We start from the raw sequence: 26,979 nt of genomic DNA on the forward strand, positions 1-26,979 counted from the left end.
TGGATTTTGATATATAGGGGTTGAAAAGAGTATAGATAAAATAAAATCTTTATAGAAGAGCACGTGTGTAATTGCCGTCTAGTGTTCCTTATCATATATTTCTCTAAAATTTTTTATATTTTATTTTTTCTTTAAACCATTTTTTTATTACTAATTGTTTCGATTGCAAATGTATAAAAACTTTGAAAAAGTTTATTCATAACTTTATACATATGAGGAATCATAAGTAAAGGTTGAAAAGACCTCATATATAAAGTAAGGAGATAATTGTTATGAACTACAAAGTATTTCAGTCAGTCAATCCGCTGTCTAGACGTTGTTCTCCAATTGACTTGCTCATGATATTGATATCAAATAAGATTCGTTATGTGTTTATTTTTGTTTTGATTTTTATGTGGTTTAGAAATGATTTTTACAAAAAAGTGTCTTGCAATGCGGTGATATCTGTAGGGTTAACTTTGTTTATTAACACTTTGATTAAATTGTTTTATTTTAAACCACGTCCATTTGTAAAACGTCGGGTTGGTATACTTATTCCTTCAAAAAAAGATTCTTCTTTTCCAAGTAAACATACTCTGCTTGTATTTGCTATATCTACTTCTATCTTTCTTTATGACCGCGTCCTTGGTTCAATCATGTGGATATTATCTGTGTTGACGGGCTTTTCACGTATTTGGGTAGGTCATCATTATCCATCTGATATTATCGGAAGTGCCTTTATTGGCACTATGATCAGCATCACATTAGATAAAGTGTCCAGATTCGCAAATTATTTTGCACGTCAATAGCAGCTATATTTTAGACGATATCATGTGTGATTATTATTTGTTCTTTAGCCAGAGAATAAATTGTTTCGGACTTTACTAATTTCAATTTTATTCACATAAAAATACCCACATTAATGTGGGTATTTTTATGTGAATGAAATTTATTTTTTTGTCGAAGGATTTTTATCGAGTCCTAATTCCTTTGAAAACTCTGCTAGAGCAGCTGCTTTTAGCATTGGATTAGCTGTTTGCGTTCGACTCCTGTTCGTTACATGTTCAACAGGATTCTGCATATTTCTGTTTCGATTTTTCCCTAATCCATAAGCAACTGCACTAACTCCTAGACCTAATAAAGACGTCCACATCATCCCTCTATTGTTTCTTTTTCTGCCAAACATTTTAAACATGTTTTTTCGCATCCCTATATTTAAAAGCGCAGATATCCAGTTATTCAATGTCAAACACTCCTCAATCAATCATTTGGAAAGCAAAATTGATGGCCTTCCATCATCTAATATTTGCTTTTTGGTGTTTGATAATGCTGGAAATGTTTTGATAGGGACTTAAATGTCAATAACCCTTCGATAAAATTGTTACTTAACAGATAACATTCTCATATGTCTAAAAAAATTTTTCGTTCATTTCCCATGATTCAACCGTTTTATAAGCGGTTTGCGGGTCATACCCTTTTCCGAGCAAATAGGCGATTGCTGCGACTTCTGTAAGTGCATGAGAATATGATGTAAAAGTTGCTTCTAGTAAACCATAATCCACAAAAGGTTTTACAGCTTGCAGTGTTTCACTTTTTAAATCTCTGTAAGGCATATAAAGCGTGTTATTTAAAGGTGGATAATAATACATTAGTGTTCCTCATCCTTCCTCGATATACTTCAAACGTGATGTTATTTTATGGTGAGGTTAGATATTGGTTTTTTGTCCTAATGAAAATTCCACATTTACCTAAAATTAAAAGTCCCGTATAACATATCTAATTTTTAAAAACTACATTCTTCTAGAAAATATACAGATAAATCAGATTGAAAAAACCTAAATTTGTAAATGTTTTTTTCTTGACTACACCCTTGAATTTGTTGCCCGAGGAATTTGTCCATTCGTGGTTGTGTCGGAGTATACTTTCATCTCAATACTCTATTTCATCATAATCTTTTGGTTGAGGTACTGGTTGCGTATTTTCTTTGTTAGAAAAATCATTTACGGTTTGTAATTCTTCTTGTTTTTCCGCGTTCATTTTTGTATGTTGTTTACCTTCTTTTTTCATGGTGAGAAACTCCTTCCACTTGTTCTAAATTTGATAGACCTTATTTTAAAGCATGTACTATATATGTGAAAAAATACATTGGAACAGAAACTTAAACCTCTACGACAAGTACAGTATTATAAGAACCGATTTCTAATTTCAGGAGAAGGTAATAAACAACTATCTTTTTTGCCAAACCATTTGTATCTATTTTTGGCGATTATTTCATAAAAGAAATCTCTAATAGGTCTTGGAATGATTAAAAGAAAATAGGGGATTTTCCAAAGGCCCTTTAAATTTTTGCAAACTTGAAGAGCTGCCGAGGATTTAAAATAACATTTGTTATGATCTATCAGAAAGAAACTATCCATATCTTCTGGAGCATTAAATTGTTTTAACAATTGTTTACCAATATCACTCTGCAGGGAGGCAAACTTATAGTAGCCTATAGGGTCTCTTTTGATGATGAATTGAACACTTTGGTCACAAAAATTACACTCTCCATCAAATAAAATAACTCTGTTCATTTTCATTCTCCTTTTTAACATCTTTCCGAAAGAAGTCTCCTTCCTCAAGCGTGTGAAGAGCGCAGCCCAAGGGTAGGGAGGGGATGAATTTCGGTTGGTGTAAGCCAAAGGCTTTTTACTTGTCTTCTTCTCTATTCAGTCGTAGGATAAAAAATAGAGGTGAAAGCATTGAAATTAGACACGAATAACCATTCAGTATTCAAATTGAACTACCACCTTATTATGGTTGTTAAGTATCGAAGAAAAGTGATTGACGATACAATCTCAACTAGATTGAAAGACATATTTGAACATATTGGTACTAATTATCATACATCTGTAAAAGAATGGAATCATGATAGTGACCACATTCATGTTCTCATGACAACCAAACCTAATACAGAACTATCTAAGTTCATTAACGCTTATAAGAGTGCCAGTTCACGAAGGATTAAAAATGAATTTCCAGAAATAAGGAAGAAATTATGGGAAGAATGCTTTTGGTCTCAAAGCTACTGTTTACTAACTGTTGGTGGCGCACCATTAGAAACTCTAAAACAATACATCGAAACACAGGGTGAAAAATAATAGGAGGTGACGGTCATGCTGTTGAATCAAAAATACGAAATTTTTCCAACGGAGGAACAAAGAGAAATGTTAGACCGTTGGCTACAATACTGCCGTCAAACCTATAATTCTGCCCTTTTAGACAAAGAACGTAAATATAAGCAAAGCAAAGAACCATACAACCGTTACGATATGCAAAAACAACAAACTTTGGATAAAAAGGAATACCCCTTTCTAAAAGAAATACCTTCTCAACCATTACAAGAAGTATTTGTTCGATTGAAAAAAGCATTCGATTATTTCTTCCGTAAAAACGCAAAATATCCAAAACAGAAAAAATATAAAGAGTATACGAGTATGACGTTTCCCCAATTTGGATTCAGCAAAAAAGGGAATCGAATGGCGATGTCTTTTTCTGATAACGGTAAACTACACAATACAAAGTTAGGTGAAATAGATATTTTACTCCATAGACCGATAGAAGGGGCTATTAAACAACTTATTATCAAGCGTCAAGGGAAAAGGTGGTACGCTATTTTCTGTGTCGAAAGACAAGCACTACCATCTACTATTGATACAAATCTTGCGGTAGGAATAGACGTAGGACTGAATAAGTATGCGGTTCTTTCCAATGGCTTAGAGTATGAAAATCCTCGGTTTCTTCGCAAGAAAGAAAAACAACTAAAGAAAGCACAACGTATGCTTTCTAAAAAGAAAAAGAAGTCTTCCAACTACATTAAGCAGGTACAACGAGTTAGACAGTTGCATGAGAAAGTAGCGAATCAGCGTAAAGATTTTCTTCATAAACTAAGCTACAATCTAGCAAAAGATTATTCAGTAATCGTTGTAGAAAATCTAAACATTCGAAACATGGTTCGAAATAGAAAGTTATCTAAATCTATTTCTGATGCGGGGTGGGGCATGTTTCGCAATATGTTGGCTTATAAATGTGAAAATCGTGGTGGCACACTTATCAAAGCAGAACCAACATTCACTTCTCAGGATTGTTCTTGTTGTGGCAATCGAGTAAAAAAATCCCTTTCTATTCGTACCCATATTTGCACGAAATGTGGAACCTTATTAGATCGAGATCACAATGCAAGTCTAAACATCCTGCAAAAAGGATTAGAAGAACTACTTGCCATACACTAAATCTTGCAGACTGTAGGGCAAGGTTGTGTCCAAACAGTATAATCTACGCCTGTAGAGATTGTGTAAGACGTAGTAGGAAACCCTATTACGCTACGGTCTATGAAACAGGAAGCCCCTTCTTCAAACAATTTCTAAGGGTGTTAAGGAGGGGTCATTCACTAAGTATTCTATCAATATATGACCAAAAGTAAAAAAATGACCCATTTTAAAAAGCTATGTAATTGATAATCAAGGTCTAATGTAGCAAAAAATTGTTGGTACAACGAACCGAAAGATACTAAAAGAACCAGTGAAAAGTATAGAAAAAAGTAAATATTTTATCATTTTAGTGTTATATATAAGAAGAGTTTAACAACCATAATAACATCTATTTTAGTAAGTGAGTGATTGTTTATGAAGGAAAATCAAACAAAAAAATTAGAAAGAAGCTCTCCAACTGTTGATTCTACATATATTCAGCAGCATTTAGCTAATGAACGTACATTTTTAGCTTGGATTCGTACAGCAATTGCTATTATTGGAGTCGGGTTTCTTGTTACAAATGTCCATTTTACAATGAAATCAAGCCTTTCCCCAATAGATGACTTATTAGCTAATATTATTGGAATATCTTCGGTTGGATTAGGTATTTTGACTATTATTATGGCTACCGCTGTATATATGAAAAAAATTACTGCTATTAATAATCAAACATTTCGGGCACCTAAAAAGACTGTGGTAATACTTAGTATCTTTATTATTATCATTTCATTAGTTTTTTGTATATACTTTTTAATTGCTTAATCTTATTATTTGTCAATCTTTATGGGGAAAATATTTTAAGAGCATGGTTGTAGCCGGGAATAAAAGGGGGCGACCCATTTGAGTCGCCCGAACATATTATTCATTGAAAAATTCTTTGAATTCTTTCTTGTTAGGGCTATTTTTTTGTTCATATGGATTTTGTTCTGTTGCATTTTGATCCAAATTTGTAGTGATAACAAGTTTTGGACTTTCTGAGGGTTCAGCGTAAATTCTTGGAGTATGTTGGGTTTGTTTTTCTGTCGTCATAGCTTCAGCCTCGTTTCGATGGTTTGGTTAACATATGAAAGAAAATAGGGTTAATCACGTTTTTGTTTTTTATTCGATGAAGGCACTTCTATAGAACCTGTTTCTTGTGTAGTTGTGCCTTGACCTTCGACTTGTGAAGAACCAAGGACTGACTTGGAACGGTCTTCCTTAATTTTTTTACTCATTTCGTTCACCTCCAATGTTACTTTTTGCTTAGAGGCAAGAAACTATGCAGGAGAAGATTATCCGTTAAAAACAAAATAGTGTACAATTTTATAAATGGTTGCAGCGGGATTTACTTTATAAGAAGTGAGTATCGCAACTATGTTGGTGTATACATAAAAGGAGAGATATTTTTGGAAGATTTTCAAAGGGAAATGAATGAAAATAGAGATAATTCAAGAAAAACGAAATGGGAGGGTCATCGTAACCAAGTAAGTGGCTTATTTCATGATGTTTTTTCAAAAAAAGCGTCCGTTGATAAAATAGCCATCTTTGGAGCGGGTAATTGTGATGATTTAGAGTTGAATTATTTGGCATCCAACTGTAACCTGATTTATTTATTTGATCTCGATATAGAGAGTATGAAAAGAGGGACTCAGTATCTCTTAGCAAGTACTCGTAACAAAATCAAACTCGTTGAGCTGGACGTGACAGGATTAAAGAACATCGATTTTGAACATCATTTGTCTTCTTTATTGAAATGTGGTGAGAAGGTTGAGAGTATTCTACAGTATGTGAGGGATATAGAGAAGTATGTGGTTGAAAGCTTAAAGGATGAATGGGCAGATTTTATTGATAGCTTTGACATTGTCGCATCATCAGCTATTTATACGCAATTGTTTTATAACTGGGCTTTGGATACGTTATCTCAATATGAAACCCAATATAATAAGGAAGAATTAGAACAAATCAAAGAAGGGTTTTTGGATTTAAGAGATAGCATCATTCTTGCTTACCACGATTCCATTTTTAAATGCTGCAAGACAACAGGCTTCGTTATTACATGGACGGATATTTTAAAGATGGAACCGGAGTACATAGACACGATTAAGCAAGGACCAAATGCCATTTTTGCTTTAGCTTCGAATATAGGATATGGAGCTGCACTCATTGCTATAAAAGATTTTATCGAGAATGCAAATAAAGCAGATTTTTCACTAAAATATTGGCTGTGGGATTTTAATGAAGAGAAGCAGTATTTGACGATGGGGCTTTTAGGAAAGTTGAATCGTTAGTTGATTGAAATCAAGGTGGATAGAGTTCTTGCGTGGCACAAATGAGTTGTAATAAAGAAAAAAGGGCTTGTGACAGCCCGGCGCATATTATTTATTACGACAATTTTTACATACTTGAATCAATTGGTTTGTCTCTGTTCTATGGGGATATAATAGCTTGATTCTTGTTTTTTTACATAATGGACATTCTCCACGTCCATTTGACGGTAGCTTTTTTAACGTTTTTCCTCTATATTTTTTAGCCATTTTCATCAATCCTTACTTTAATAATATTCTTTCTTTCTTTATTTAATGATGAAAAGGTCTAAATATTGATAGGCATTTAATGGTTTTCTGTTAAGGTATTTAACTCTTAGCTATGTGAAAATAATCCTTTTTGAAAATAGCTCGAAAAATGGCTCCGGATTTGTAATTCCGGAGCTTGTTTTTATCTATTCTTTTTTATTTGACTGTGTTATAGAACGTTGTTGATTTTGGCTCTTACTCCCTTGTTTCATGGGGCTAGAGCAACCTTTCAGCACATCTGAGCCAAAAATCGTATTATCCATAATCCTGTTTCATCAATCCTTATTTAATTACGCGTTTTGCTCCAATGTAGCGCTCTTTCCAATACTTATCACTCATTTTAACGATTTTTACTCCTTTTGAAGTAGTACCGATAAATGTGCCATTACCATTGTAAATTCCTACATAGGATACTTTTCCTTTTTTACCTGTAGCATAAAATACTAAATCCCCTTGCTTTAATGCGTTCTTTTTAACAGCTTTCCCGATTTTATATTGAGCGGCACTCGTTCTTGGAATCGTTAATTCTGTTGCCGCATGCTTATACACATATTGAGTAAAACCGCTTGCGTCAAAGCCTTTTGGCGTAGTTCCTCCATATTTATACGGTGTACCAATATATAACTCCGCTGTTGCTGCTACTTCTTCTCCGTAGTTAATAGATGCTGAAGCGTTAGAAGTAGAACTAAAGATGAAGGCCGTTGCTAAAGCGAAAATCGATACAATAACTGCAATCCATCTTGGAAACTGTACACTCATACTCATTTTTTCTCCCCCTAAAATTGAATTCCAAGTTAACACACAATGCTAATTTTATGAGCACTTTTTCCGTTTATTCCAAAAATATTTTTGGGCAGTATTCTGTTAAGAAGTGATAAATGCGTATTCAATTATCATGGTCCCTTTCTTTATGTTACAATTATTTTTACTTTAAAGGGTAACTTTGTATTTTTATGAGATGCTCATTCAATAAAACAGATAATGGATGTGTAATCCATGGCGAGCTGAAATTCTAGGGAGGATTTAAATGAATAATCAACGTTGGTTATCTTTAAATTTTTATACTTTTTTCTTTACGTGGGGTATTTTTTTGCCATACTGGATTGGTTGGCTTATTGTAGAAAAAAATCTGTCAGTTTCCGCTGCAAGTATGATTATGGGGACGGGGATGATTGTACGTGCCTGTTCAACCTTATTCCTATTTCCTCTGTTCACTAGGCTATATTCTTTAAGTATTGTAATGAAGTGTTTGGCTGTTGGGTCCTTAGGAGTAGTACTGTTATACATACCATTCGATACATATAGTTCATTATTCATCATTACAGTGTTATTTAGTGCTGTTTATCCAAATCTTTTACCTGCTATGGAAAGCAGTGCCTCGGTCTTAGTGAGTACTGGAAAAATCCATTATGGAAGAAGTCGGTCATGGGGCTCGCTTGGCTATACAATTGCTCTTTTAATCGTAGGTGCAGGAACTGCGGTATTTCAAGAGGCAGCGATTTTATGGCTAATGATTATAGGTCTAATTGCTATCGTTTTTTCGCAATTTCAAGCTTCTCCAGTTGTATTACATGTAAAAACTAAGCCGATTAATCAAGTGGATGAAAAAGGGAGTTTGAATAAATTATTTGCATCAGAAGGATTTGTTATCGTTCTTCTTATTTCTATCTTAGTGCAAGGGTCTCACGCTTCTTATTACAATTATGGATTTGTTTATTTACAAGATTTAGGGGTAGGCAGCTTCTATATCGGGTTAATTTTAAATGTTGCTATAGTATGTGAAATTGTATTTTTTACAAAGGTGGATCAGTTTTTTTCAAAAATGAAAGTATCTACGATGTATAGTATTGCTGCACTTGGTTCCACACTGCGATGGGTTATGATTTATTTATTTCCAAACGTTGTTGTATTTATATTTTCTCAAGCTTTACATGTTTTATCATTTGGTGTTGCACACTATGCATTCATTCAATACATTTCACAAAAATTAAAGCCCAATCAAATTCCAACGGCTCAAGGTATGTATGCTGCTTTTGCGATGGGTTTAAGTATAGCACTCCTTACATTTTTAGGAGGCTTCTTATACGAAGTATCCCCGAAGCTATCGTTTTTAGGTATGACTTTGTCTTCGGTCCCCGCCTTATTACTCACTTTATTTACAATGAGAAAATACAACTATTAAAAATATGATGGCTTTTTTGGAATACCGTTGCTCAAAGTCAAAGCTAAAATATAATCTTAAATTAATAAATTCGTACTTTATTATGATAATTCCTTTTAGAATAAGGAATTATTTTTTTTACAAATATTTACATAAAAATACATAATATTCAATATTTATAGTAAAATGTATATAAATAATTGGTTAATTAAGGTATAATGTGCATGTGTTTTGGGAAAGGTAGGGGGTCTTCGAGTATGGATAATAGAGATATGGGGCGAATGAGAAAACGGAGGCGGCTAAAAAGGTCGGTACGACGTATATTAACGGCGGGAGTGCTTTTAATTATCGCATTGCTTATTTTTAATAACATTATGACGAAAGACCAGCCAGTTACAAGTGGTGTGACAGAGGAAGGGAAAAAAGAGAAAACGCAATCCAAGGAGGAAAATTCACCAGTTGAACCTGTTATTGAAACGATTAAAATCAGTGCAGCGGGGGATTTCACACTCGGAACGGATGAAAGTTTTACATATGCAGGTTCATTTCCAGACGAAGCTTCTAAAAATGGACTGCCTTACTTTGTCAAAAAATTGGATCATATTTTCGAAGAAGATGATTTAACAACCGTTAATTTAGAAACCACATTAACAAATGCTACTGAAAAAGCAATCAAAAAGTTTCGCTTTAAGGGAGATCCTTCTTATGCTCAAATTTTAGAACTTGGTGGAATCGAAGCGGTCAATCTAGCAAACAATCATACTATGGATTATTTACAACAAGGGTATGATGATACAATTACAACACTAGAGAAGCAAAAAATTGGTTATTTCGGATACGAACATCACTATGTTACGACGATTAAAGGCGTGAAAGTAGGGGCTCTCGGATATGAAGGCTGGGAAGATACACCAGAAACGCGTGCTATTGTTGATGCGAATATAAAGCGCTTAAGAGAACAAGGTGTCCAAATTGTTTTAATCCATTTTCATTGGGGAATTGAAAGAAGCTATGTTCCAACTGAATCCCAACAATCGCTGGCTCGTTATGCAATCGATAGCGGAGCGGATTTGATTCTAGGACATCATCCTCATGTTGTTCAAGGAATTGAGGAGTATAAGGGGAAGTTTATTGTCTATAGTTTAGGAAACTTTATGTTTGGCGGGAACCGAAATCCAGCAGATAAGGATACATATGTGTTTCAGCAAACGTTTCACTTGAAGGATGGGAAACTGACAGATCAAAAAGAAATAAAGGTTGTACCGTTCTCGATTTCTTCTGTTACGTCTAGAAATAATTATCAACCATTGTTATTAGAAGGAGCAGAAGCAGAGCGAGTGAAAAATAAAATCATTGACGTCTCTAATCAAATTAATGGGTCAGACTGGCTTCAATATGAAACTGAATAAATGTATGAGGATAGTAGTATGGAAGGAAGAACACTAAAATAGGGTGTTCTTCCTCTTTATTTTGCTATAATAATATTATTCAAGATTCAAAAAATAAGGAAAATTGGATATAAACTTTAAAAGGGGAATGTTACATGCAATTTACGGCGTCAGAAAAAGTGGCACAGTTAACAACAGGAGTTTTTATGGAGGTAGCAGGTCGGAAACAAGAGGCATTGCAAAAAGGGAAGGATGTAATCGATTTAAGTGTAGGAAGCCCGGATTTACCACCTCCTTCCTTTGTTATTGATACGCTAATTGAATATGCACAAGATACAAGCAAATATGGTTATACGTTAAAAGGGATAACGGAATTTCATGATGCAGTTTGTTATTTTTATAGAAATCGTTACGGGGTTGAGCTTGATGCAGAAAAAGAAGTGCTGCAACTTATGGGTTCACAAGATGGACTTGCCCATTTAGCGACGGCTATTATTAATCCAGGAGACTATGTATTAGTGCCAGATCCTGGTTATCCAATCTATGAAGCTAGTGTATCACTTGCTGAAGGAACCATTTATCCAATGCCTTTAACGGCAGAAAATCAATTTTTGCCGCAGCTTAATCAAATTCCAGAAGATGTATTGAAAAAAACAAAAATGATGATTATTAGTTACCCGGGAAATCCGGTCACAGCTTTAGCAAATGAAGAGTTTTTTAAAGAGGTCATTGAGTTTGCGAAAAAGCATCAAATTTTAGTTGTTCATGATTTTGCTTATTCTGAATTAATTTTCGATCATCATCCGCAAATTAGTTTTATGTCTATTCCGGGAGCAAAAGAGGTAGGAATTGAGTTCAATTCTTTATCGAAAACCTTTAATATGGCAGGTTGCCGCATTGGTTATGTAGTTGGAAATAAAGAAGCGCTAAATATTTTAGCTACATTAAAATCTCATATTGATTATGGCATTTTTTATCCCATTCAAAAAGCAGCTGAAAAAGCACTTATGGCAGATTCAGCTATTCTTTCTGAACAAGTGAAAGAGTATGAGGCACGCCGAGATGCTCTGCTATCTGGACTAGCCAAAGCTGGCTGGGAAGTACCTAAATCAGCTGCGACGATGTTTGTTTGGGCAAAAATTCCTGCTGGTTGGAAGTCACGTGAATTTGCTTATGAGTTGATTGATAAAGCCGGCGTTGCAGTCGTTCCTGGAGATGCTTTTGGAAAGGAAGGGGAAGGATATGTTCGTATGGCTTTAGTGCAGCCGGCTGAAAGACTGAGAGAAGCAGCGAAGCGAATTCAAGAATTTTTACAGAAATAAATGAATGAGAAACAGGAGGGGACGTTCAGTATCCCTCCCTTCTTTTTTTGAGTTAGGAGTTATATGGATAGATAAATGGCCGCATACATTAGGGATAGAATCTAGGGGGAAGGGGGTTACTATGCTTATTCATGTTGTAACACAGGGAGAAACATTGTGGCAGATTGCGAGTCGTTATGGGGTAGATTTTGCAAGGCTTGTGGCGGTGAACAAACTTCCAGATGCAGGTCGATTAGTGATTGGTCAAGCGCTCATCATTCCTAGCGCTGCTCGTCAACATACTGTCGAATCTGGGGAAACATTATGGAAAATTGCCCAACAATACGGAGCTTCAGTAGATAGCCTTATGCAAGCTAATCAATTAACTGATTCTTCGGTTATTAATCCAGGAAAGGTTTTATATATTCCAGCTCGTACACATACGGTTCAGCCTGGAGAAAGTTTGGGGCAAATTGCTCAAAGCTATGGAACAACAGTGCAGGACATTATTGAAGTGAATTCTATTCAAAATCTTAATCAGGTTTATTCAGGAACTAGATTAATTATTCCTTTTTCAAAAGCTATCATTGATGTTTATACTTACGTCATTAACATGGGAGAAAAAGGAGCAGATGAAGTGAGGGAGGCAGGGAGTTCTTTAACTTGTATGTCTCCTTTTTCTTACGTTGTGCGAAGCGATGGAGAATTACAGTCATTAGATAATCAAGCTATTATCCAGGCTGCTCGTTTTAAAGGAGTTCTTCCGGTTATGTGCATCACTAATTTTACGTATGGTGATCCGGGATCGGACGCTGCCCAAACCATTTTGGCAAGTACAGAGCTGCAAGATAAATTATTGGAAAATATTGTAGCGACGATTGAGCAAAAGAGATATCGTGGATTAAATATCAATTTTGAAAACTTATATCCAACGGACCGTGAGAATTACAATCAGTTTTTGCAACGGGCTGTTAATCGTTTGCATGAAGATGGTTATTTTGTTTCGACTGCCGTTGCTCCAAAAACAAGTGCTGAACAAACAGGATTTCTTTATGAAGCACATGATTATGCTGCCCATGGTCGAATCGTTGACATTGTTTTTTTAATGACGTATGAGTGGGGCTATCGGATTAGGGCCGCCTCAGGCTATTTCGCCCCTGAATCAAATGAGAAGTGTACTTGAGTACGCTGTAACAGTTATCCCAAGGAATAAAATATTAATGGGTTTTCAGCTGTACGCTCGCGATTGGCTTCTCCCGCACGTGCAGGGCCAAGAAGCTGAAACGTTTGATATGCAAGAAGCGGTACAAAGGGCAGTGAAGTATAAGACAACGATTCAATATGATGAAATTGCTCAATCCCCGTTTTATCAATATGTAGATGAACAAGAGAAAAGACATGAAGTGTGGTTTGAAGATGCTAGAAGTGCTCAATCCAAATTTAACCTAGTAAAGGAATATGGTATACGTGGAATTGGGTATTGGGTACTCGGTTATCCGTTCCCGCAAAATTGGGTATTACTAAACGATCAGTTTAGAGTGAGAAAGCGAAGTTAGTGGCAACTTTTAAAGATAAGGTTCTGTTAAATAATATTGTTGAATTTTGGCGTATTTCGGTCGGGAATTAGTTAATCAACAATACGGTTTAGCAGAGCTTTATTTCGATATATACGCATTGTCTTTTGAATAGCAAGTTACTTCACTATGTGTATGTGTAATATTTACGCTAAACAGAATGTGTCGAAACTTGTTGTATGAAAATTATTGGAAAATGTAAGCGTTTTCTTTATAATTGTAGATAGGTGGATGGCATGCGTGGCCATCATGGTATTAGGCGTAGGTGGGGCCTGTACAACATAATTTCTTGTGGATGGTTTTGTGAGGAGATTTACTGAATATTTACAAAAACTTAAAAAGGGATGTCTAAAACAATAATAGCCAAGGGATTATAATAAAAGAAAACATAATGGAGAGAGGGAGAAGCGATGTCTACAGAAAATAAATTAAGATTATCTGATTTTGTTCAAGAAGATCGATTTGAATTAAATTCGTATTTGACATATTTATTTCATCAATTTTATAGAGATGCCTCGGGTCAATTAGATGAGGAAAAAGTGCGAATATCATGAAGATAAAAGTATAAGCGATCGTGTTAGTAGTATTGAATAACACGGTCGCTTTTTTGTTGACCAATATTAAATGGTGTACAATCTTGATCGAGGATGACTATATTTACACCTTCTGTTTTTCTTTTTTAGAGGTCATTCCCCCGGATAGAATAAATTTCATTGCTTCTTCTGGCTTTACATCAATCACTTCTACCTGATCTTTTGGAATCAATAAGGTCACACCAGCTACTTGAAAGGTTTGTTGAATATAAACAGCAACATAGTCTTTTAACGGATCATAAAAACTTTCTAAATCTTCTGTTGTAATGAATCCCATACTTTTGATTTCTGTACCAGGTATCGTAACTAAGGCTACTTTCGAAAAAGATTTTTTCTCACCAAGAAATGAATGAATGGTGTCTTTAATCACAGAGTAGATTGTTTTAACAATTGGGATATGTTCAAGAAGCTTATCAATCAACCCAATCATTGTTCCTGTGAAAAACTTCGTAGACAGCCAGCCTAAAAGTGTGATGAGAGCAATCGTCGCTAATAAACCAATTCCAGGGATGTAATCTTCCTTTAAATAAGGTTTTAATACATTACCAAGAATGCTATCTAAAAAAATAAATGTTTTAAAAACAACATATACAACTAGAATAATGGGTACAATCGTTAAAATACCCTTAATAAAATTTTGTACAATAATCTTCACTTTTTAAATCTCCTAAATATTTTCTACATGTATGAACATAACTCACTATTCATCATATGTCACAAGTAATCTGCACTTATTGTCCATCATGATAAGGAGGTTGGGTGCATTCTTCAAGGGTATATTTTCTTACTTTGTTAAAAAATTCTCTGTATAATATGGTTTGTATTCCGAATTGAAGGCTACGCCTACTCCTAATGATTCAAAGTCATTATGCAAAATATTTTCACGATGTCCAAGTGAGTTCATAAGACCTTCATGAGCAAAGATGCTGCTTAATTGGCCAGCAGCAAGGTTTTCACCGGCCGCTCTAAAGCGAATATTATCTTCTTTCATTCGATCAAAGGGGGATTGCCCTTTCAAATTTGTATGATCGAAATAATTATTTGCAGCCATATCTGAACTGTGATCGCGAGCTGTTTCTTTTACAGTATTATCCCAAGAAAGAGCAGGAAGATCGTGCTCAACTCTAGCGGCATTTGTTAAATCAAACAGTTGAAATTCAAAACCTTCCTTTAATTGTGGACTTGCTTCGACATAAAAGTCTTTCTTTTGTTCTTCGACTTCTTCGCCTATGATTTGTACAGCTGTTACGGTATTGCCCTCATGTTTATCATAAAAGATGGTCACATAACTATCATCTAATTGAAATAAATGATATTCATCGTTGTTTTGCAGTTGATAAAAGACAAAACCTTTTCGAATCTTTGTAATAGGTTCACCGAATTGCTTAAGAACGGTATCTTTTGCACTTCCTAATTTAATTCCTTGTTTCGCTGAAATTAAATCTTGATTCGTATATAAACCGACTACTTTTTCGTTTTCATCGTAAGCGGCCATGAAAAAGTTGTGGTAGTTTTTATGATAAGCGTACCATTTCACACCGTATTCATTATAAGAAGAGCGTTTGGCTGTCCCTGCTTGTTTTTCAACGTCTTCTTTCGAATCACCAAGCTCAATATTATAAACAGAGAGGGATTGCTTGTCAGGTGTTTTTAAATCAGGTTGCTCCACCTGATCTTGGGTTTGTTGTTTGTCTTCACTTGGGATACGCTCTACCAGTTGATTCAGTTCATCAATTAGATGATTGAGACCATCTTGCAGTGTATCAAGTGAAGCCGAAACGTTAGGGTGATTAATGACAGAGCGAATATCAGATTGTACATCTTCATATGCTGCTTGATAGTTAGAATCTGCAAGATCTTCTCCGTATTTATACCAAATAAAGCCGACTAGGCATAGAAAAATAAGAAGTTTGGTAAGCCCTCTCAATGTAATACCTCCTCGTTTAAACGATATGCAGTAAAATTATTGTATAATGATTAATCATTAAAAGAAAAGGTAATGGTTTTGTAAAAAATGGAATTTAATAAAAAACAAATTACAGGCACACCTTAAAAAGCTTTACCTGTGATTTGTTCTGTATTCATGGTCGGAATGCTATCACTAGAAATCATTTCAATGTTTTTAGTGACTTTAGTTGTATAAGTGAAGTCTCCATAGCAGTAAGGATAGCGAAAATTGTCTTTATCCCCACCGCAATTATAGAGCTTTGGATTTTTTTTTACTTGAATCATTGAGAATTTCTTTGCTAGCCCTTCGCTATGTGTGCCGCCGTTTTTTGCGATGTAATGAATATAGCCCAACCCCATATTGTATGACTGAATAATCGTGGGGAAATCAACATCTTTTTTCTTTCCATATTGAAGGACATGATGAAAGTGCTTTACTCCCTGCTTAATACTTTCTTTAGGATCTGTAATGGTATTAGGGGCAAGGCCTGCTGATTCAGAAGACTGCATCGGATCTCCGCCTTTTCCTCGACTTTCTTGCTGCATCAAGGATAAAAGAACGATTGTATATTCCTCAAGCTCGTACTTTTTTAATTCATCTTCAAGGAGGGAGCTGTATTTTTTTACATCTGTAAAAGGATCCACTTTTGTTTCTATTATTGTCGCATTGGTTGTTTTTGTTGAATGTAAAAACTGTTCGATTGTATGGAATAGGAGAATCATTACACAAATAAAAAATAAGGTAGCTATTCCAAAAGTAATATTAAATAGTGTTCGTTTTCTTTTCATCATCTACTCTCCAAATTATTTTTACAAATCTCTTATATAGATAGTTTAACAAAAATATAAGATTATCACTATTTTAGTATCATAAAGATATTTGAAGAGAGATAGATACATAAATGAATTGAATGAATTATCAGAATTGTAGGTATACAAACGATCGCATTGACTTACATATTATTTTCCCTTAAAATCTTTTTATGCTTTTATGCACAAAAGCGTTTATGTATAAAAATAATATAGAAATTAGAGAAACCGATATTATTAAAGTGGGGAAATGGTTATGAAACTAGAAAATGCGAAACTTAAACTCCCATGGCTAGAAGCAACGATTATACTTGCTTGCTTATTTATCATCATTGGAATGGGGATTATTTATTTTAAAATGACTCCGCATATGCCGATACTAGGAGGAGTGTTCTTTCTATTATTATATGGCAGGATGAAAGGAATTTCGTTTTCCGGTATGGAAAGAGCAATGGTGCAAGGGGCATCATCTGGTTTAGGAGCAATCTATATTTTCTTTTTAATCGGGATGTTAATCTCTAGCTGGATGGCAAGCGGTACGATTCCGACAATTATGTTTTACGGTTTTGAGTTTATTTCGGGCCAGGCTTTTTATGCGGTTGTCTTTTTGATTACGTCTTTAATTGGCTTATGTATAGGTAGTTCATTAACGACGTCAGCAACCATCGGTGTTGCTTTTATCGGAATGGCAGGTGCGTTAGATTTGTCATTAGCGGTTACTGCGGGAGCGATTATTTCTGGTGCATTCCTTGGGGATAAAATGTCACCATTATCCGATACAACGAATCTCGCTTCTGAAACAGTTGGTGTTCCATTATTTGAGCATATTAAGAATATGCTATGGACAACGATTCCTGGTTTCGTGGTAACGTTTGCACTATTTTTCTTTCTTTCACCACAATCTAGTGGAAGTAAAGTGCAAGAAATTGAAGATATGGTAGCAGCGTTGAGTATGTATACAACAATTAGCCCTTGGAGCCTATTGCCGTTTATTATCGTCGGAGGAATGGCTTTGAAAAAAGTATCCGCGATTCCGACATTAGCTGCGGGTATTATATCAGCGGTCGTTATTACGTTTATAGAAACGCCAGCGCTAACAGTTAAGGAAATGGCAAATGTATTATACTCCGGCTTTGTCTTAAATAGTGGAGTAGAGCAGCTTGATACAATATTATCTCGCGGTGGAATTGCAAGTATGTATTTTTCCATTTCGCTTGTGTTACTAGCTCTCGCAATGGGAGGACTTTTATTTGAACTTGGTATTATTCCATCGATTTTACATGCGGTTCAAAAAATGCTGATTAATGTAGGTAGATTAGTTTCAGCAACCGTTTTCGCAGGAATTGGTGTGAACTTCCTAGCTGGGGAGCAATATTTATCTGTTCTATTACCAGGGAAAGCTTTTCAAGATAAATATGGTGAACTAGGACTAGAAGGGAAATCTTTAGCCCGAGTATTAGAGGACTCGGGAACGGTTGTGAACCCACTTGTCCCATGGGGAGTTTGTGGTGTATTCCTTACGCAGGTGCTCGGTGTTACAACGCTTGAATATGCACCGTTTGCATTCTTCTGCATTCTTTGTCCATTTTTAAGTTTAGTAAGCGGATGGACGAAAGTGGGCTTGCATTTTAAGAAATAGACAAATGGTTTTCCTTTTTTTCTTCTTGGTATTTCGATTATCAATTCATCGTAAAAGAGCGATAAATCCTTATATAACAACACAAAAACGAGTATAAAATCTTGTCGATTTTATACTCGTTTTTGTATGCTATTTCTATTATTTCTCTACGTGATAAATGGATAAGTTTTAGTTAAGTCTTTACAATGATTTCTGAGAGGGTGTGTCTATTTTAGAATGTAAGAGTGAAGGTAAAGAATCTACTATTTTTGTCTTCTCATCCATTGTGTGGCAACCCATTTTTCGCCAGTTATAACTGGCGCTCCACCATGTAAAGTTAGTTCGTTTATGTTTTTGTCGTTATAGAAATATTCGAAATACACGGCCATTCCTTTTCCGGGGGATATTGAAAAATTTAGTTTAGGAAAAAAAGTTTCTCCTCCATGCTCCACATCATTTAAGTACATGACGAGCGTGCTGATTCTATTATTTTTTGTCGCTTTACTTGCGGAGGTAAAAAAATCAAAATGAGCTTTGTACTCTTGACCAGGAGTATATTTAAGAATTTGAATACCCTCTCCATGTTCAATGGGTATATTCATAATAGATGATATTCTTTTTTCAATTTTGGTAATGGTGTCATTTTCATTTTCTTGAAAAAACATACTGCTGCTTGTTCTTATCTCATTTACTTCGCGTGTAACTCCAATTTTAGAACGATGCATTTTGTCTTGTGACAATCTAATTAGTTCGTCACATTCTTCTTCACTCAAAACATTTCCTAAAATTACTATTAGCGGTTCTTCTAATCTAGCAATTATATTAATTTCTCTATCTTCTGTTTTGATTTTATTTCCGATGTGATTAAAAATAGTTTGTTCTTTACTAATTGATTGTTTACTATCCATTATCAACTTTCACCGTCCTCTCAAAAGGTTTAATTTTCAGAATGATTGCTTTATTTTGTTTCTCAAATGGTTATTTATGATAATTATACCATGAACTTTCTGTTATTTACCTGTTCCTTATTCAACAAGAAATAAAAAAAGGGTCGTACATATTAGACATATCTAATATGTACGATCCTTTTATCTTCATACGTTTGCCTATTCAACTTAAATATAACAAAATAAGGGGTTCCTTTTAGGTTTGCTTATTCTTATTTTACTATTTTCAATACTTCATCAGAAACATAGAAGTCTTTTCCGTTATAAATATTAATGGTCTTTACTTCTTGTTTTGTTTGACCTTTTTTCGTTTTTTGAATCACAATATTTTTGTTGACAGGAATCTCTATCGTTTGATCTCGTTTTGTAGCGACAAAAACAAGATTGTTTTTATCTGTTTGGTCGATACGAGTAGAATAGCCTTTTTTCTTAAAGGCTTGATCTGCATTTAAATACATAGAGTCGGTTACCTTATTTAAATTGAAGTTCATAAATTTTGCCATGCTCTTCGCTAAATCTGTATTTTCTACTAACCCAGTTGGTTTAGATGGACCATAAGAATAGAGGAATACATCTTCACCAGTATGTCCTGTTGTTGTAAATCCGATATTTGCACGGTTAGCGAGCATTTTTACCATATCTGCAGCTATGTTTTTAGAAGCGGTTAAAGTAGCAAGTTCTTCAGAAGTAAGGTCGTCTAAACCATACAAGGCAGCGACTTCTTTTAGATTAGATTTGTCTGATTTTAGTTGACTTAATGCACCCTCTACCGTCATTTTCGCTTTTTTAAGCGGGTCGATGTAGGCAGAAACAGGCACGCTTGGATAGGTTGAACTTGTATTAGCATTTCCAATTGTAATACCGCTGTTTCCGTGATCTGTCACAGCGATGACCATTGTATTTCCATCTTTTTTCGCAAACTCTACTGCTTTTTTCACTGCGTCATCAAAAGCTAAAATATCGCTGATCATGCCGATTGAATCATTCGCATGAGCAGCCCAATCCACTTTACTTCCTTCTACAAATAGGAAGAATCCATCTTTGTCTTTATTTAATGTTTTAATCGCTTTATCAGTCATTTCTGCTAACGTAGGCTCGCTTGGCTTAGTTGTTGCACGATCCATGTCATAAGCAAGAGCACTTGGAGCAAAGCTTCCCCAAATTTTCTTTGATTTACTATTTAATAAATCATCGCGATTTTCAACGATATCATAGTTCTTCTCTTTTAGTACATCAGTCAGATTTTCGCCATCTTTACGAGCGTTTTTCGTTGAACCAGGGGATAGGGACTCTTTTCCACCGCCTAATACAACATCAATATTTTGATAGACTTGTTGTTCTGCAATATCTTCATAGTTACTTCGATGTGTCACATGGGCAGAAAAACCTGCTGGTGTAGCATGTTGAATTTCTGAAGTTGAAATCAGACCGGTTGCTTTTCCTTGTTGCTTCGCTCCTTCTAGAACATTGGCTACTGGTCTTTGAGCATCTTCTGACTTCACTTGTGAAAGTCCAGGAGAATTAACAATAGAAGGGAGGACACCGACAAATTTGTCATTTGACTTATGACCTGTGGCAAGGGCCGTTGCTGCTGGTGCAGAATCGGTAATGGCAGATTCTGCTGAGTACGTTCTGACACCGCCAGATAGAATTCCATCCATAGCAAGATTACTTCCTTTATACCATCTTGATAAAGTGACCGCATCATCACTAGCCCCGTCCATTACCATCATAATGACATTCGTCGGCTCTTTTTTCTTTGTTTTTGCTTCTGCCTCCGTCACTCTATGATTTGCGGCAGTAAACCCGATTGATGAAACAGCGACTGCTCCAGCAAGCGTCAATCCAGCGACTTTTCTACTGATTTTTCTCATATATTCTCCTCCAGTATGTAAGATTTCTTCCAACAATTCCATAATAGAAGAAAATTGTTAATGAACGGTGGAAATGATGTAAAAAGAGAGCTTCAATTGTTAAGGTTTCATGAAGGGGGAAAAGGGAGTATAATGATTTTGAAAGAATACAGAATTTAACATAGTCTAAAAGAGAAGGAGGATAGTTGTCCTAAAAAGGGATATCTATTTATTTATGAATATCATCAGAATTATTGTACAAATTGCGATTTTATTCGGTTTTTCATTTTTAGGTGATCTAGTGCATACCTACTTACATATTCCATTACCAGGGAGTATTATAGGATTGCTGCTACTTTTCCTTGGATTATCTTTAAATATTTTCTCCGTTAAATGGATTAAACAAGGAGCGGGATTTTTATTAGCTTTTTTACCACTGTTATTTGTCCCAACGCTAGTAGGAATTATTAAGTACCCGGAGCTTTTTACCGGCAAAGGAGTTTTAATCCTTTTAGTTGTTGTTATTAGTACAATTATCACTATGATTGCAGCAGGGAAATCCAGTGAAGTTGTTGGAAATAAAACGAAAGAAAGAGAGCAGAAGAAAAAGTGGCACAAACACTCATCGCAATCCTTATAATTGTGTTAACAGTTATCATCTATTTAGCTATGAATCGGTTATATGTACGTTTCTCTTCACCGCTTTTATCACCGATTTTAACAACAGTGATAATCATTATAGCGTTTCTTATTTGTTTCCATATTCCTTATAACACATATCTAATCGGCGGAAAATGGATTAATTTTTTGCTAGGGCCAGCTGTTGTCGCTTTAGCTTATCCTTTATATAATCAAAGAAAAATGTTAATGAAGCATTTAGCACCTATTGTTACAGGTGTATGTATTGGGTTGTTTGTGGGAATAATTAGCGGTTCTATATTGGCATTTGTATTTGGGCTACATAAAGATATGATTCTCTCACTTTTACCAAAATCGATTACAACCCCTATAGCAATGGAAGTTTCTGCTCAATTAGGTGGTATTCCAGCTATTACCGTTGTATTTGTGGTCATTGCAGGCTTTGTTGGAGCTGTATTAGGACCTTCTTTTTTGCAATGGAGCCGTATTAACAGTGATATGGGGAAAGGAATTGCTCTTGGTAGCGCATCACACGCACTAGGAACGTCGAAGGCTTCTGAATATGGAGAACTGAGTTTCTCGATGAGTTCGATTTCAATGGCGTTAACGGCTATTTTAGGTGCGATTATTGGCTCCTTTATTCCATTCTTTTTTCATATATAGCACAAAAAATCCTTTGCCTATTTCAGCAAAGGATTTTTTGTGTACGGATGAAGAGTCAGTACTCCACATTGGGTTACTGGAAGTTTTACTTTATTTTGATATAACTAATAAATGGTGCTAAACGGTTCGATTGTTTCTATATTAAGGGTTATAATGCTAATTGCTGTTACATATGTTGAATGAATGATATCCTTAAAATGGAGAAAATATTACTTTGAAAAAGTGTATGCTAGATTAATATACCTGTTAATGATCATGAATAGTACACGTATACGAGCTTATTTTGTTTTATGTCAGTTGGGAGGATTATAATGAAAAAAGAAAAAATTGGACTCGTTTTAGAGGGTGGAGGTATGCGCGGATTGTATACAATCGGCGTCCTTGACTCGTTTATTGATCAACAGATTATGACAGATTATGTGATTGGTGTATCGGCAGGAGCTTGTAATGGTGTATCTTATGTTTCTCAACAACATGGTCGCAATTATCGCGTGAACACAAACTATATTGAAGACAAAAGATATGTAAGCCTGTCAAACTTTATGAAAACAAAATCGCTATTTGGGATGGATTTTCTTTTTGATGAAATTCCGCATCAATTAGAAATTTTTGATTATGATGCTTTTCTAGCCTCTTCTTGTGAGTTTGTAACAGGCGTAACGGATGTGATAACCGGAAAGCCTGTTTATTTTGGAAAAGAACATATGAATTATGATTCTACTGTTCTTCGTGCTTCTTCATCGATTCCGGTATTTTCGCCTATGGTCGACTATAAAGGTGGAAAATATTTAGATGGTGGAACATCTAATCCAATTCCTGTACGGAAAGCGATTGAGGATGGATGTGACAAAGTAATTGTCGTTTTAACACGTGATCGCAATTATGTGAAAACACCTGAGAAATTCCGAATCATCTATAAACGTCTATTTAAGAAATATCCGGAAATGATTCGTTTATTAGATCAACGTCATGAAATCTATAATGAAACTCTTCATTATGTGACGAAGCTTGAACGTGAAGGAAGAGCACTTGTTATTGCGCCAAGTTCTCCGATTACGATTAGTCGTTTTGAAAAAAATAAGGAAAAGCTTAAGAAGCTTTATCAGTTAGGAATACAGGACGCACAAGCAACGATGAATTTGATCGTCGAAATGGTACATGGAACAGCGGCTAGTTATTCTAAATAGAAAGAATAGGATTTATTGTAGTAGGCAGATGAAAGATATTGATTTAGGGAGTTATACTTTTGGATAACTTTCCCTTTTTGTTTTTATCGTGTAATATCAAAATGAAAGCGCTTATATAATAGTGAATCTGGATAATTATGAAAAAAGGGTGAAGCTTATGAAACCACTTGCTGTGATTAGTACTAAGCTAAAGCCTCCAATGATTCGCGAACCAAAGATTAGGCGTGCTGGGTTATATCGGAAATTGAAACAGATTAATCAGTATCCTTTGACAATCATCCATGCTGGTGCTGGTTATGGAAAAAGTACAGCTTTAGCTCTTTTTGTCCAAGATGTGAAAGAAAAAGTATGTTGGTACGATGTTTCTTCACAAGATGATGATTTTTTTCAATTTTATCAGTATATGATTCATAGTATTCAACAACTCTATCCTTCTTTCGGACAAGTTTTACTAGAAAGGGCTTACGCAAGTACTCCGTTTTCTAAAACAGATGAGCTGGTAGAATGGAGTATTTTATTTATTAATGAACTGGCTGCCTTATCTGAAGAAGTGATTGTAATTATCGACAATTTTCATCATGTAGAAAGATCTATGTCTATTCAATTGTTTATGGAATATCTTATCAACTATTATCCTTCGAACCTGCACCTTGTTCTATCTAGCCGAAATAAACCGCAGTGGAACTGGATTCCTCGTTTAAAGATGAATGGCCATATGCTTGAAATAACTCAAGATTATTTAGTGCTAACAAAGGAAGAGGCTGAGCTTCTTTTTATCGACTTTTACCATCTGGCGTTATGTGATGAAGAGTTAGCACGTATTTTTCAGTTAACGGAAGGATGGGCTATTGCTCTAGAAGTTGTTGCGCAACAATTGATGGAGGGAACACATCTTCATAAAATAATTACCAATCGTTCTTCCTATTTAGATGATTTTTTTCAATATATCACGTCGGAAGTATTACGTAATCAATCTTCAACAGTTCAATCCTTTTTGGAACAAACAAGTATATTAGAAGAATTGTCTCCCGAAGCATGTGATTATATTTTGGATATCGAGAATGCTGAGGAAATGCTGCAATATTTGAATCTTCAAAACTTGTTTATTATACCAACTGGTCATCAACAATACCGTTATCATCCCTTATTCCAAGAGCTATTGGAGAACCGATGTAAAGACATGCAATCAGACCGTTTTTTTCAATTAAATAAGAGAGCCGCCCGCTATTATGAAAATAGAGGTTTGTTTGAAATGAGTTTTTATCATTTGGAGAAACTCGTTGATTTCGGTGGGATGGCTAGAATTTTGCATATGCACGGGATGAGTATGTTGAAAAAAGGAAAGATTCATTATTTATTGGAGAAAGTAACCGCTCTTCCTGAAATAAAAAAAGATGAACATTATTTGCTATGGTTGATTGAAGCGGAAGTGATGCGGCTTTGTTCTCAATATGAAAGAGCGGAATTTTGCTATAATCGATTGATTTTTTTTAGTAGGCAATATGATGATAAACAAATAATGAGCCGTGCCCATGAGGGGAAAGCAAGGATATATTTAGACACGCTCCAGCCTGGTAAAGCTGAACGGCATTTACAAGCAGCCATTCAATTAAGAGAGAATAGCTATGATGTCGATGAAGAGGAAATCGCCGAGCTGCATCAATTGTTAGTTGAAAACTTAATTAACTCTGGAAAAACGAATCAAGCAGAACAATGGTTAACACGTCTTAAACAAATCAACACAAGTAAAAATGGAAATTTGCTAGCTCGTTTATATTTGCGAACAGGAAGATTAATGATGGCAAAAGAAACTTTACAAGAAAGACAGAAGGAGTACTCTTTTAATCAAGAAACGCATATTCCTCAATTTCATCGAGAAACGGAACTTATTTTATCATTAGTAGAGACCTATATGGGTAATGCTGAAGAGAGCAAACGTTTAGCTCAAGCCGCGATTGGATATGGAATTCAAATAAAATCATCTTATATAGAAGCTTGCGGTTGGATTAGAATGGGGCATGCCATTCAACTGCTTTTAGCCTATGATCCCGCTTTAGCGATACAGTGTTATGAAACGGCATTAATGATTATGGGTGATATAAAAAATTCAAGAGGAAAAGCAGAACCGTATTTAGGCTTATGTTTGTACTATGCAGGAAGAAAAGATGATAAACAAGCGGTTGAGTACGGGCGATTGGCTATGGAGGAAACAGAAAAGGCACATGATCAATGGTTGACAGCTTATATTCGTTTAAGTATTGCTATTGCTTATGTTTATACGGAAAGTTGGGCGATGGCTGAGCAAGAATTGGACGAAGCGGAGCAGCTATTTTGGCAATGCGGCGATGCTTACGGGCTTACTCTTGTTACGCTATGGAAAGTTCAGCTTGCTTATTCCGTAAGTTCCTGGCATGTATTTGAGCAGGAATGTATAAAATTATTTCAAAAAATTCAACTTGGACATTATGAGTATTTGCTTTTAAAACGAACACTGTATGGTCCGGTGGATGTCCAGCAGTTCGTCCCCATTCTGCTCGAAGCTCAAAAACGGAATATTGGGCAACCGTTTGTTTCTAAAACGTTAAAGGAACTAGGGTATCATGATCTTTTGACACACCCTGGTTATACACTAAAGATTTCAACGCTTGGACAATTCAAAGTCCTTTTAGGCAATCAGGAAGTAAAGGATAAAGGCTGGCAAAGAGGCAAAGCAAAAGAATTGTTTCAACTATTTCTTACAAAGAGAAATAAACTGCTGCAAAAGCGAGAAATTATAGAGATACTATGGCCTGAACAAGATGAGAAAACAGCAGACCGAGATTTTAAAGTAGCTTTAAATGCTCTTAATAGTGTACTAGAGCCGGAACGGAAAGCAAGGTCACAATCTTTTTTTATTAAAAGAGTGGGCAGTAGTTACGGAATAAATGACCAGTCAGCTTATATGCTGGATACTACGATGTTTGAACAATGGATGTTAAGGGGGTTAGAAGAACGTAATCAAAAGCAGGCGAAAGAATATTTAAAAAGAGGATTGACACTTTATAAAGGAGATTATTTACCTGAACGCAAATTTCATGATTGGTGTTTAAATGAACGAGAACGATTATTGGTTCTTTTTCTGAGAGGAGCGGAGAGGTATGCTCAATTAAGTATTGTCACAGAAGCGTACCATGAGGCTATTTACTGGTGTGAAAAAATTCTAGAAAAAGATCGCACTTGGGAAGAAGCGTATCGTCTCTTAATGTATTGTTATTATATGCATAACAATCGTCCGCAAAGTTTAAAATGGTACAAAAAGTGCTGTGATGTGCTGCAGGAAGAAATCGGTGTCGAACCGCTTGCTGCTACAAAAGAAATGTATAAGATGATTATGGAAGCAACAGATATCACCCTATCCGAAACTGACTCAATCTAAGCTGAATGAGGGGAGCCTCTATTCAGCTTTTTTATTCGCTCCCGATTTTGTAACTCCTTT

Annotated in this window: 26 protein-coding genes and 1 pseudogene; 14 read left to right on the plus strand and 13 right to left on the minus strand. The window is 35.3% G+C overall.

The genetic code is table 11. From position 1 onward, the window contains the following. Nucleotides 1-272 precede the first annotated feature (272 nt). Nucleotides 273-788, plus strand: a complete 516-nt coding sequence (locus V7068_RS07665; protein ID WP_127760051.1) for an undecaprenyl-diphosphatase — start codon at nt 273-275, stop codon at nt 786-788. Between the two features lie 140 nt (nt 789-928). On the opposite strand, the gene V7068_RS07670 is transcribed toward V7068_RS07665, so the two are convergent. The 4 genes from V7068_RS07670 to V7068_RS07685 form a co-directional block, all read right to left on the minus strand. Beyond that, nucleotides 929-1,222 (minus strand): hypothetical protein, encoded by a 294-nt coding sequence (locus tag V7068_RS07670; protein ID WP_499711994.1) that lies wholly within the window; start codon nt 1,220-1,222, stop codon nt 929-931. Between the two features lie 166 nt (nt 1,223-1,388). Continuing rightward, nucleotides 1,389-1,628: a hypothetical protein gene (locus tag V7068_RS07675; RefSeq protein WP_127760053.1), complete on the minus strand. Its 240-nt coding sequence runs from the start codon at nt 1,626-1,628 to the stop codon at nt 1,389-1,391. A gap of 280 nt (nt 1,629-1,908) precedes the next feature. Further along, entirely contained in the window at nt 1,909-2,046 is a 138-nt protein-coding gene (locus V7068_RS07680) for a hypothetical protein (RefSeq protein ID WP_499711996.1), read from the minus strand. Nucleotides 2,047-2,162: 116 nt separating this feature from the next. Next, nucleotides 2,163-2,552 (minus strand): thiol-disulfide oxidoreductase DCC family protein, encoded by a 390-nt coding sequence (locus tag V7068_RS07685; RefSeq protein ID WP_127760054.1) that lies wholly within the window; start codon nt 2,550-2,552, stop codon nt 2,163-2,165. 168 nt (nt 2,553-2,720) lie between these two features. On the opposite strand from V7068_RS07685, the gene tnpA reads away from it, so the two are divergent. The 3 genes from tnpA to V7068_RS07700 all read left to right on the plus strand — a co-directional run bounded on the left by tnpA (nt 2,721) and on the right by V7068_RS07700 (nt 5,033). Next, complete coding sequence (tnpA, locus tag V7068_RS07690; protein ID WP_499712088.1) at nt 2,721-3,119, plus strand: IS200/IS605 family transposase; 399 nt, start codon at nt 2,721-2,723, stop codon at nt 3,117-3,119. Between the two features lie 15 nt (nt 3,120-3,134). Next, nucleotides 3,135-4,250 carry an RNA-guided endonuclease InsQ/TnpB family protein gene (locus V7068_RS07695; protein ID WP_499711998.1) on the plus strand — a complete coding sequence of 372 codons (1,116 nt, stop codon included), beginning with the start codon at nt 3,135-3,137 and terminating at the stop codon, nt 4,248-4,250. Nucleotides 4,251-4,643: 393 nt separating this feature from the next. Next, nucleotides 4,644-5,033, plus strand: coding sequence for a YidH family protein (locus V7068_RS07700; RefSeq protein ID WP_499712000.1), 390 nt, complete (start codon nt 4,644-4,646; stop codon nt 5,031-5,033). A 96-nt stretch (nt 5,034-5,129) separates the two neighbouring features. Here the strand turns inward: V7068_RS07700 and V7068_RS07705 are convergent, their stop codons facing one another. After that, complete coding sequence (locus V7068_RS07705) at nt 5,130-5,300, minus strand: hypothetical protein (protein ID WP_252283348.1); 171 nt, start codon at nt 5,298-5,300, stop codon at nt 5,130-5,132. Nucleotides 5,301-5,350: 50 nt separating this feature from the next. After that, nucleotides 5,351-5,485 (minus strand): YuzL family protein, encoded by a 135-nt coding sequence (locus V7068_RS07710; protein WP_119117925.1) that lies wholly within the window; start codon nt 5,483-5,485, stop codon nt 5,351-5,353. Nucleotides 5,486-5,656: 171 nt separating this feature from the next. Here V7068_RS07710 and V7068_RS07715 point away from each other — a divergent pair, with 171 nt between their 5' ends. Further along, nucleotides 5,657-6,538 carry a hypothetical protein gene (locus V7068_RS07715; RefSeq protein WP_499712002.1) on the plus strand — a complete coding sequence of 294 codons (882 nt, stop codon included), beginning with the start codon at nt 5,657-5,659 and terminating at the stop codon, nt 6,536-6,538. Nucleotides 6,539-6,625: 87 nt separating this feature from the next. Here V7068_RS07715 and V7068_RS07720 read toward each other — a convergent pair whose 3' ends face one another. Both V7068_RS07720 and V7068_RS07725 read right to left on the minus strand, forming a co-directional pair. Continuing rightward, nucleotides 6,626-6,790 carry a hypothetical protein gene (locus V7068_RS07720; protein ID WP_488987565.1) on the minus strand — a complete coding sequence of 55 codons (165 nt, stop codon included), beginning with the start codon at nt 6,788-6,790 and terminating at the stop codon, nt 6,626-6,628. A 315-nt stretch (nt 6,791-7,105) separates the two neighbouring features. Further along, nucleotides 7,106-7,588 carry a C40 family peptidase gene (locus V7068_RS07725; protein ID WP_127760057.1) on the minus strand — a complete coding sequence of 161 codons (483 nt, stop codon included), beginning with the start codon at nt 7,586-7,588 and terminating at the stop codon, nt 7,106-7,108. Between the two features lie 262 nt (nt 7,589-7,850). Here V7068_RS07725 and V7068_RS07730 point away from each other — a divergent pair, with 262 nt between their 5' ends. The 4 genes and pseudogenes from V7068_RS07730 to V7068_RS07745 all read left to right on the plus strand — a co-directional run bounded on the left by V7068_RS07730 (nt 7,851) and on the right by V7068_RS07745 (nt 13,229). Then, nucleotides 7,851-9,005: an MFS transporter gene (locus V7068_RS07730; RefSeq protein WP_499712005.1), complete on the plus strand. Its 1,155-nt coding sequence runs from the start codon at nt 7,851-7,853 to the stop codon at nt 9,003-9,005. Between the two features lie 236 nt (nt 9,006-9,241). Next, nucleotides 9,242-10,393 carry a CapA family protein gene (locus tag V7068_RS07735; protein WP_499712007.1) on the plus strand — a complete coding sequence of 384 codons (1,152 nt, stop codon included), beginning with the start codon at nt 9,242-9,244 and terminating at the stop codon, nt 10,391-10,393. 134 nt (nt 10,394-10,527) lie between these two features. Further along, the gene (locus tag V7068_RS07740) at nt 10,528-11,694 is read left to right on the plus strand and encodes an LL-diaminopimelate aminotransferase (protein WP_499712009.1); all 1,167 of its coding nucleotides are present in this window, start codon (nt 10,528-10,530) and stop codon (nt 11,692-11,694) included. A gap of 121 nt (nt 11,695-11,815) precedes the next feature. Beyond that, nucleotides 11,816-13,229, plus strand: a pseudogene (locus V7068_RS07745) (glycoside hydrolase family 18 protein). 675 nt (nt 13,230-13,904) lie between these two features. Here the strand turns inward: V7068_RS07745 and V7068_RS07750 are convergent. The 3 genes from V7068_RS07750 to V7068_RS07760 all read right to left on the minus strand — a co-directional run bounded on the left by V7068_RS07750 (nt 13,905) and on the right by V7068_RS07760 (nt 16,576). Next, nucleotides 13,905-14,495 carry a DUF502 domain-containing protein gene (locus V7068_RS07750; RefSeq protein WP_499712011.1) on the minus strand — a complete coding sequence of 197 codons (591 nt, stop codon included), beginning with the start codon at nt 14,493-14,495 and terminating at the stop codon, nt 13,905-13,907. A gap of 129 nt (nt 14,496-14,624) precedes the next feature. Then, the gene (locus V7068_RS07755) at nt 14,625-15,767 is read right to left on the minus strand and encodes a CAP domain-containing protein (protein WP_499712012.1); all 1,143 of its coding nucleotides are present in this window, start codon (nt 15,765-15,767) and stop codon (nt 14,625-14,627) included. 122 nt (nt 15,768-15,889) lie between these two features. Continuing rightward, on the minus strand, nt 15,890-16,576 hold the full coding sequence (locus V7068_RS07760) for a lysozyme family protein (RefSeq protein WP_499712014.1): 687 nt from the start codon (nt 16,574-16,576) through the stop codon (nt 15,890-15,892). A 277-nt stretch (nt 16,577-16,853) separates the two neighbouring features. Here V7068_RS07760 and nhaC point away from each other — a divergent pair, with 277 nt between their 5' ends. Beyond that, nucleotides 16,854-18,236, plus strand: coding sequence for a Na+/H+ antiporter NhaC (gene nhaC / locus V7068_RS07765; RefSeq protein ID WP_499712016.1), 1,383 nt, complete (start codon nt 16,854-16,856; stop codon nt 18,234-18,236). Between the two features lie 242 nt (nt 18,237-18,478). Here nhaC and V7068_RS07770 read toward each other — a convergent pair whose 3' ends face one another. Further along, nucleotides 18,479-19,123: a 2OG-Fe(II) oxygenase gene (locus tag V7068_RS07770; RefSeq protein WP_499712018.1), complete on the minus strand. Its 645-nt coding sequence runs from the start codon at nt 19,121-19,123 to the stop codon at nt 18,479-18,481. A 251-nt stretch (nt 19,124-19,374) separates the two neighbouring features. Next, entirely contained in the window at nt 19,375-21,036 is a 1,662-nt protein-coding gene (locus V7068_RS07775; RefSeq protein WP_499712020.1) for an alkaline phosphatase, read from the minus strand. A gap of 214 nt (nt 21,037-21,250) precedes the next feature. Here V7068_RS07775 and V7068_RS07780 point away from each other — a divergent pair, with 214 nt between their 5' ends. From V7068_RS07780 to V7068_RS07795, 4 genes are all read left to right on the plus strand, one after another. After that, the gene (locus V7068_RS07780) at nt 21,251-21,655 is read left to right on the plus strand and encodes a CidA/LrgA family holin-like protein (RefSeq protein WP_119117914.1); all 405 of its coding nucleotides are present in this window, start codon (nt 21,251-21,253) and stop codon (nt 21,653-21,655) included. Beyond that, the gene (locus tag V7068_RS07785; protein WP_499712023.1) at nt 21,625-22,317 is read left to right on the plus strand and encodes an LrgB family protein; all 693 of its coding nucleotides are present in this window, start codon (nt 21,625-21,627) and stop codon (nt 22,315-22,317) included. Before V7068_RS07780 ends, V7068_RS07785 begins: the two co-directional genes overlap by 31 nt. Nucleotides 22,318-22,628: 311 nt before the next feature. Further along, complete coding sequence (locus V7068_RS07790) at nt 22,629-23,504, plus strand: patatin-like phospholipase family protein (RefSeq protein ID WP_499712024.1); 876 nt, start codon at nt 22,629-22,631, stop codon at nt 23,502-23,504. A 157-nt stretch (nt 23,505-23,661) separates the two neighbouring features. After that, nucleotides 23,662-26,919, plus strand: coding sequence for an AfsR/SARP family transcriptional regulator (locus V7068_RS07795; protein ID WP_499712026.1), 3,258 nt, complete (start codon nt 23,662-23,664; stop codon nt 26,917-26,919). Nucleotides 26,920-26,979 lie beyond the last annotated feature (60 nt).

This window comes from Bacillus sp. JJ634 (assembly GCF_036962285.1).
GTDB lineage: Bacteria > Bacillota > Bacilli > Bacillales > DSM-1321 > Peribacillus > Peribacillus asahii_A.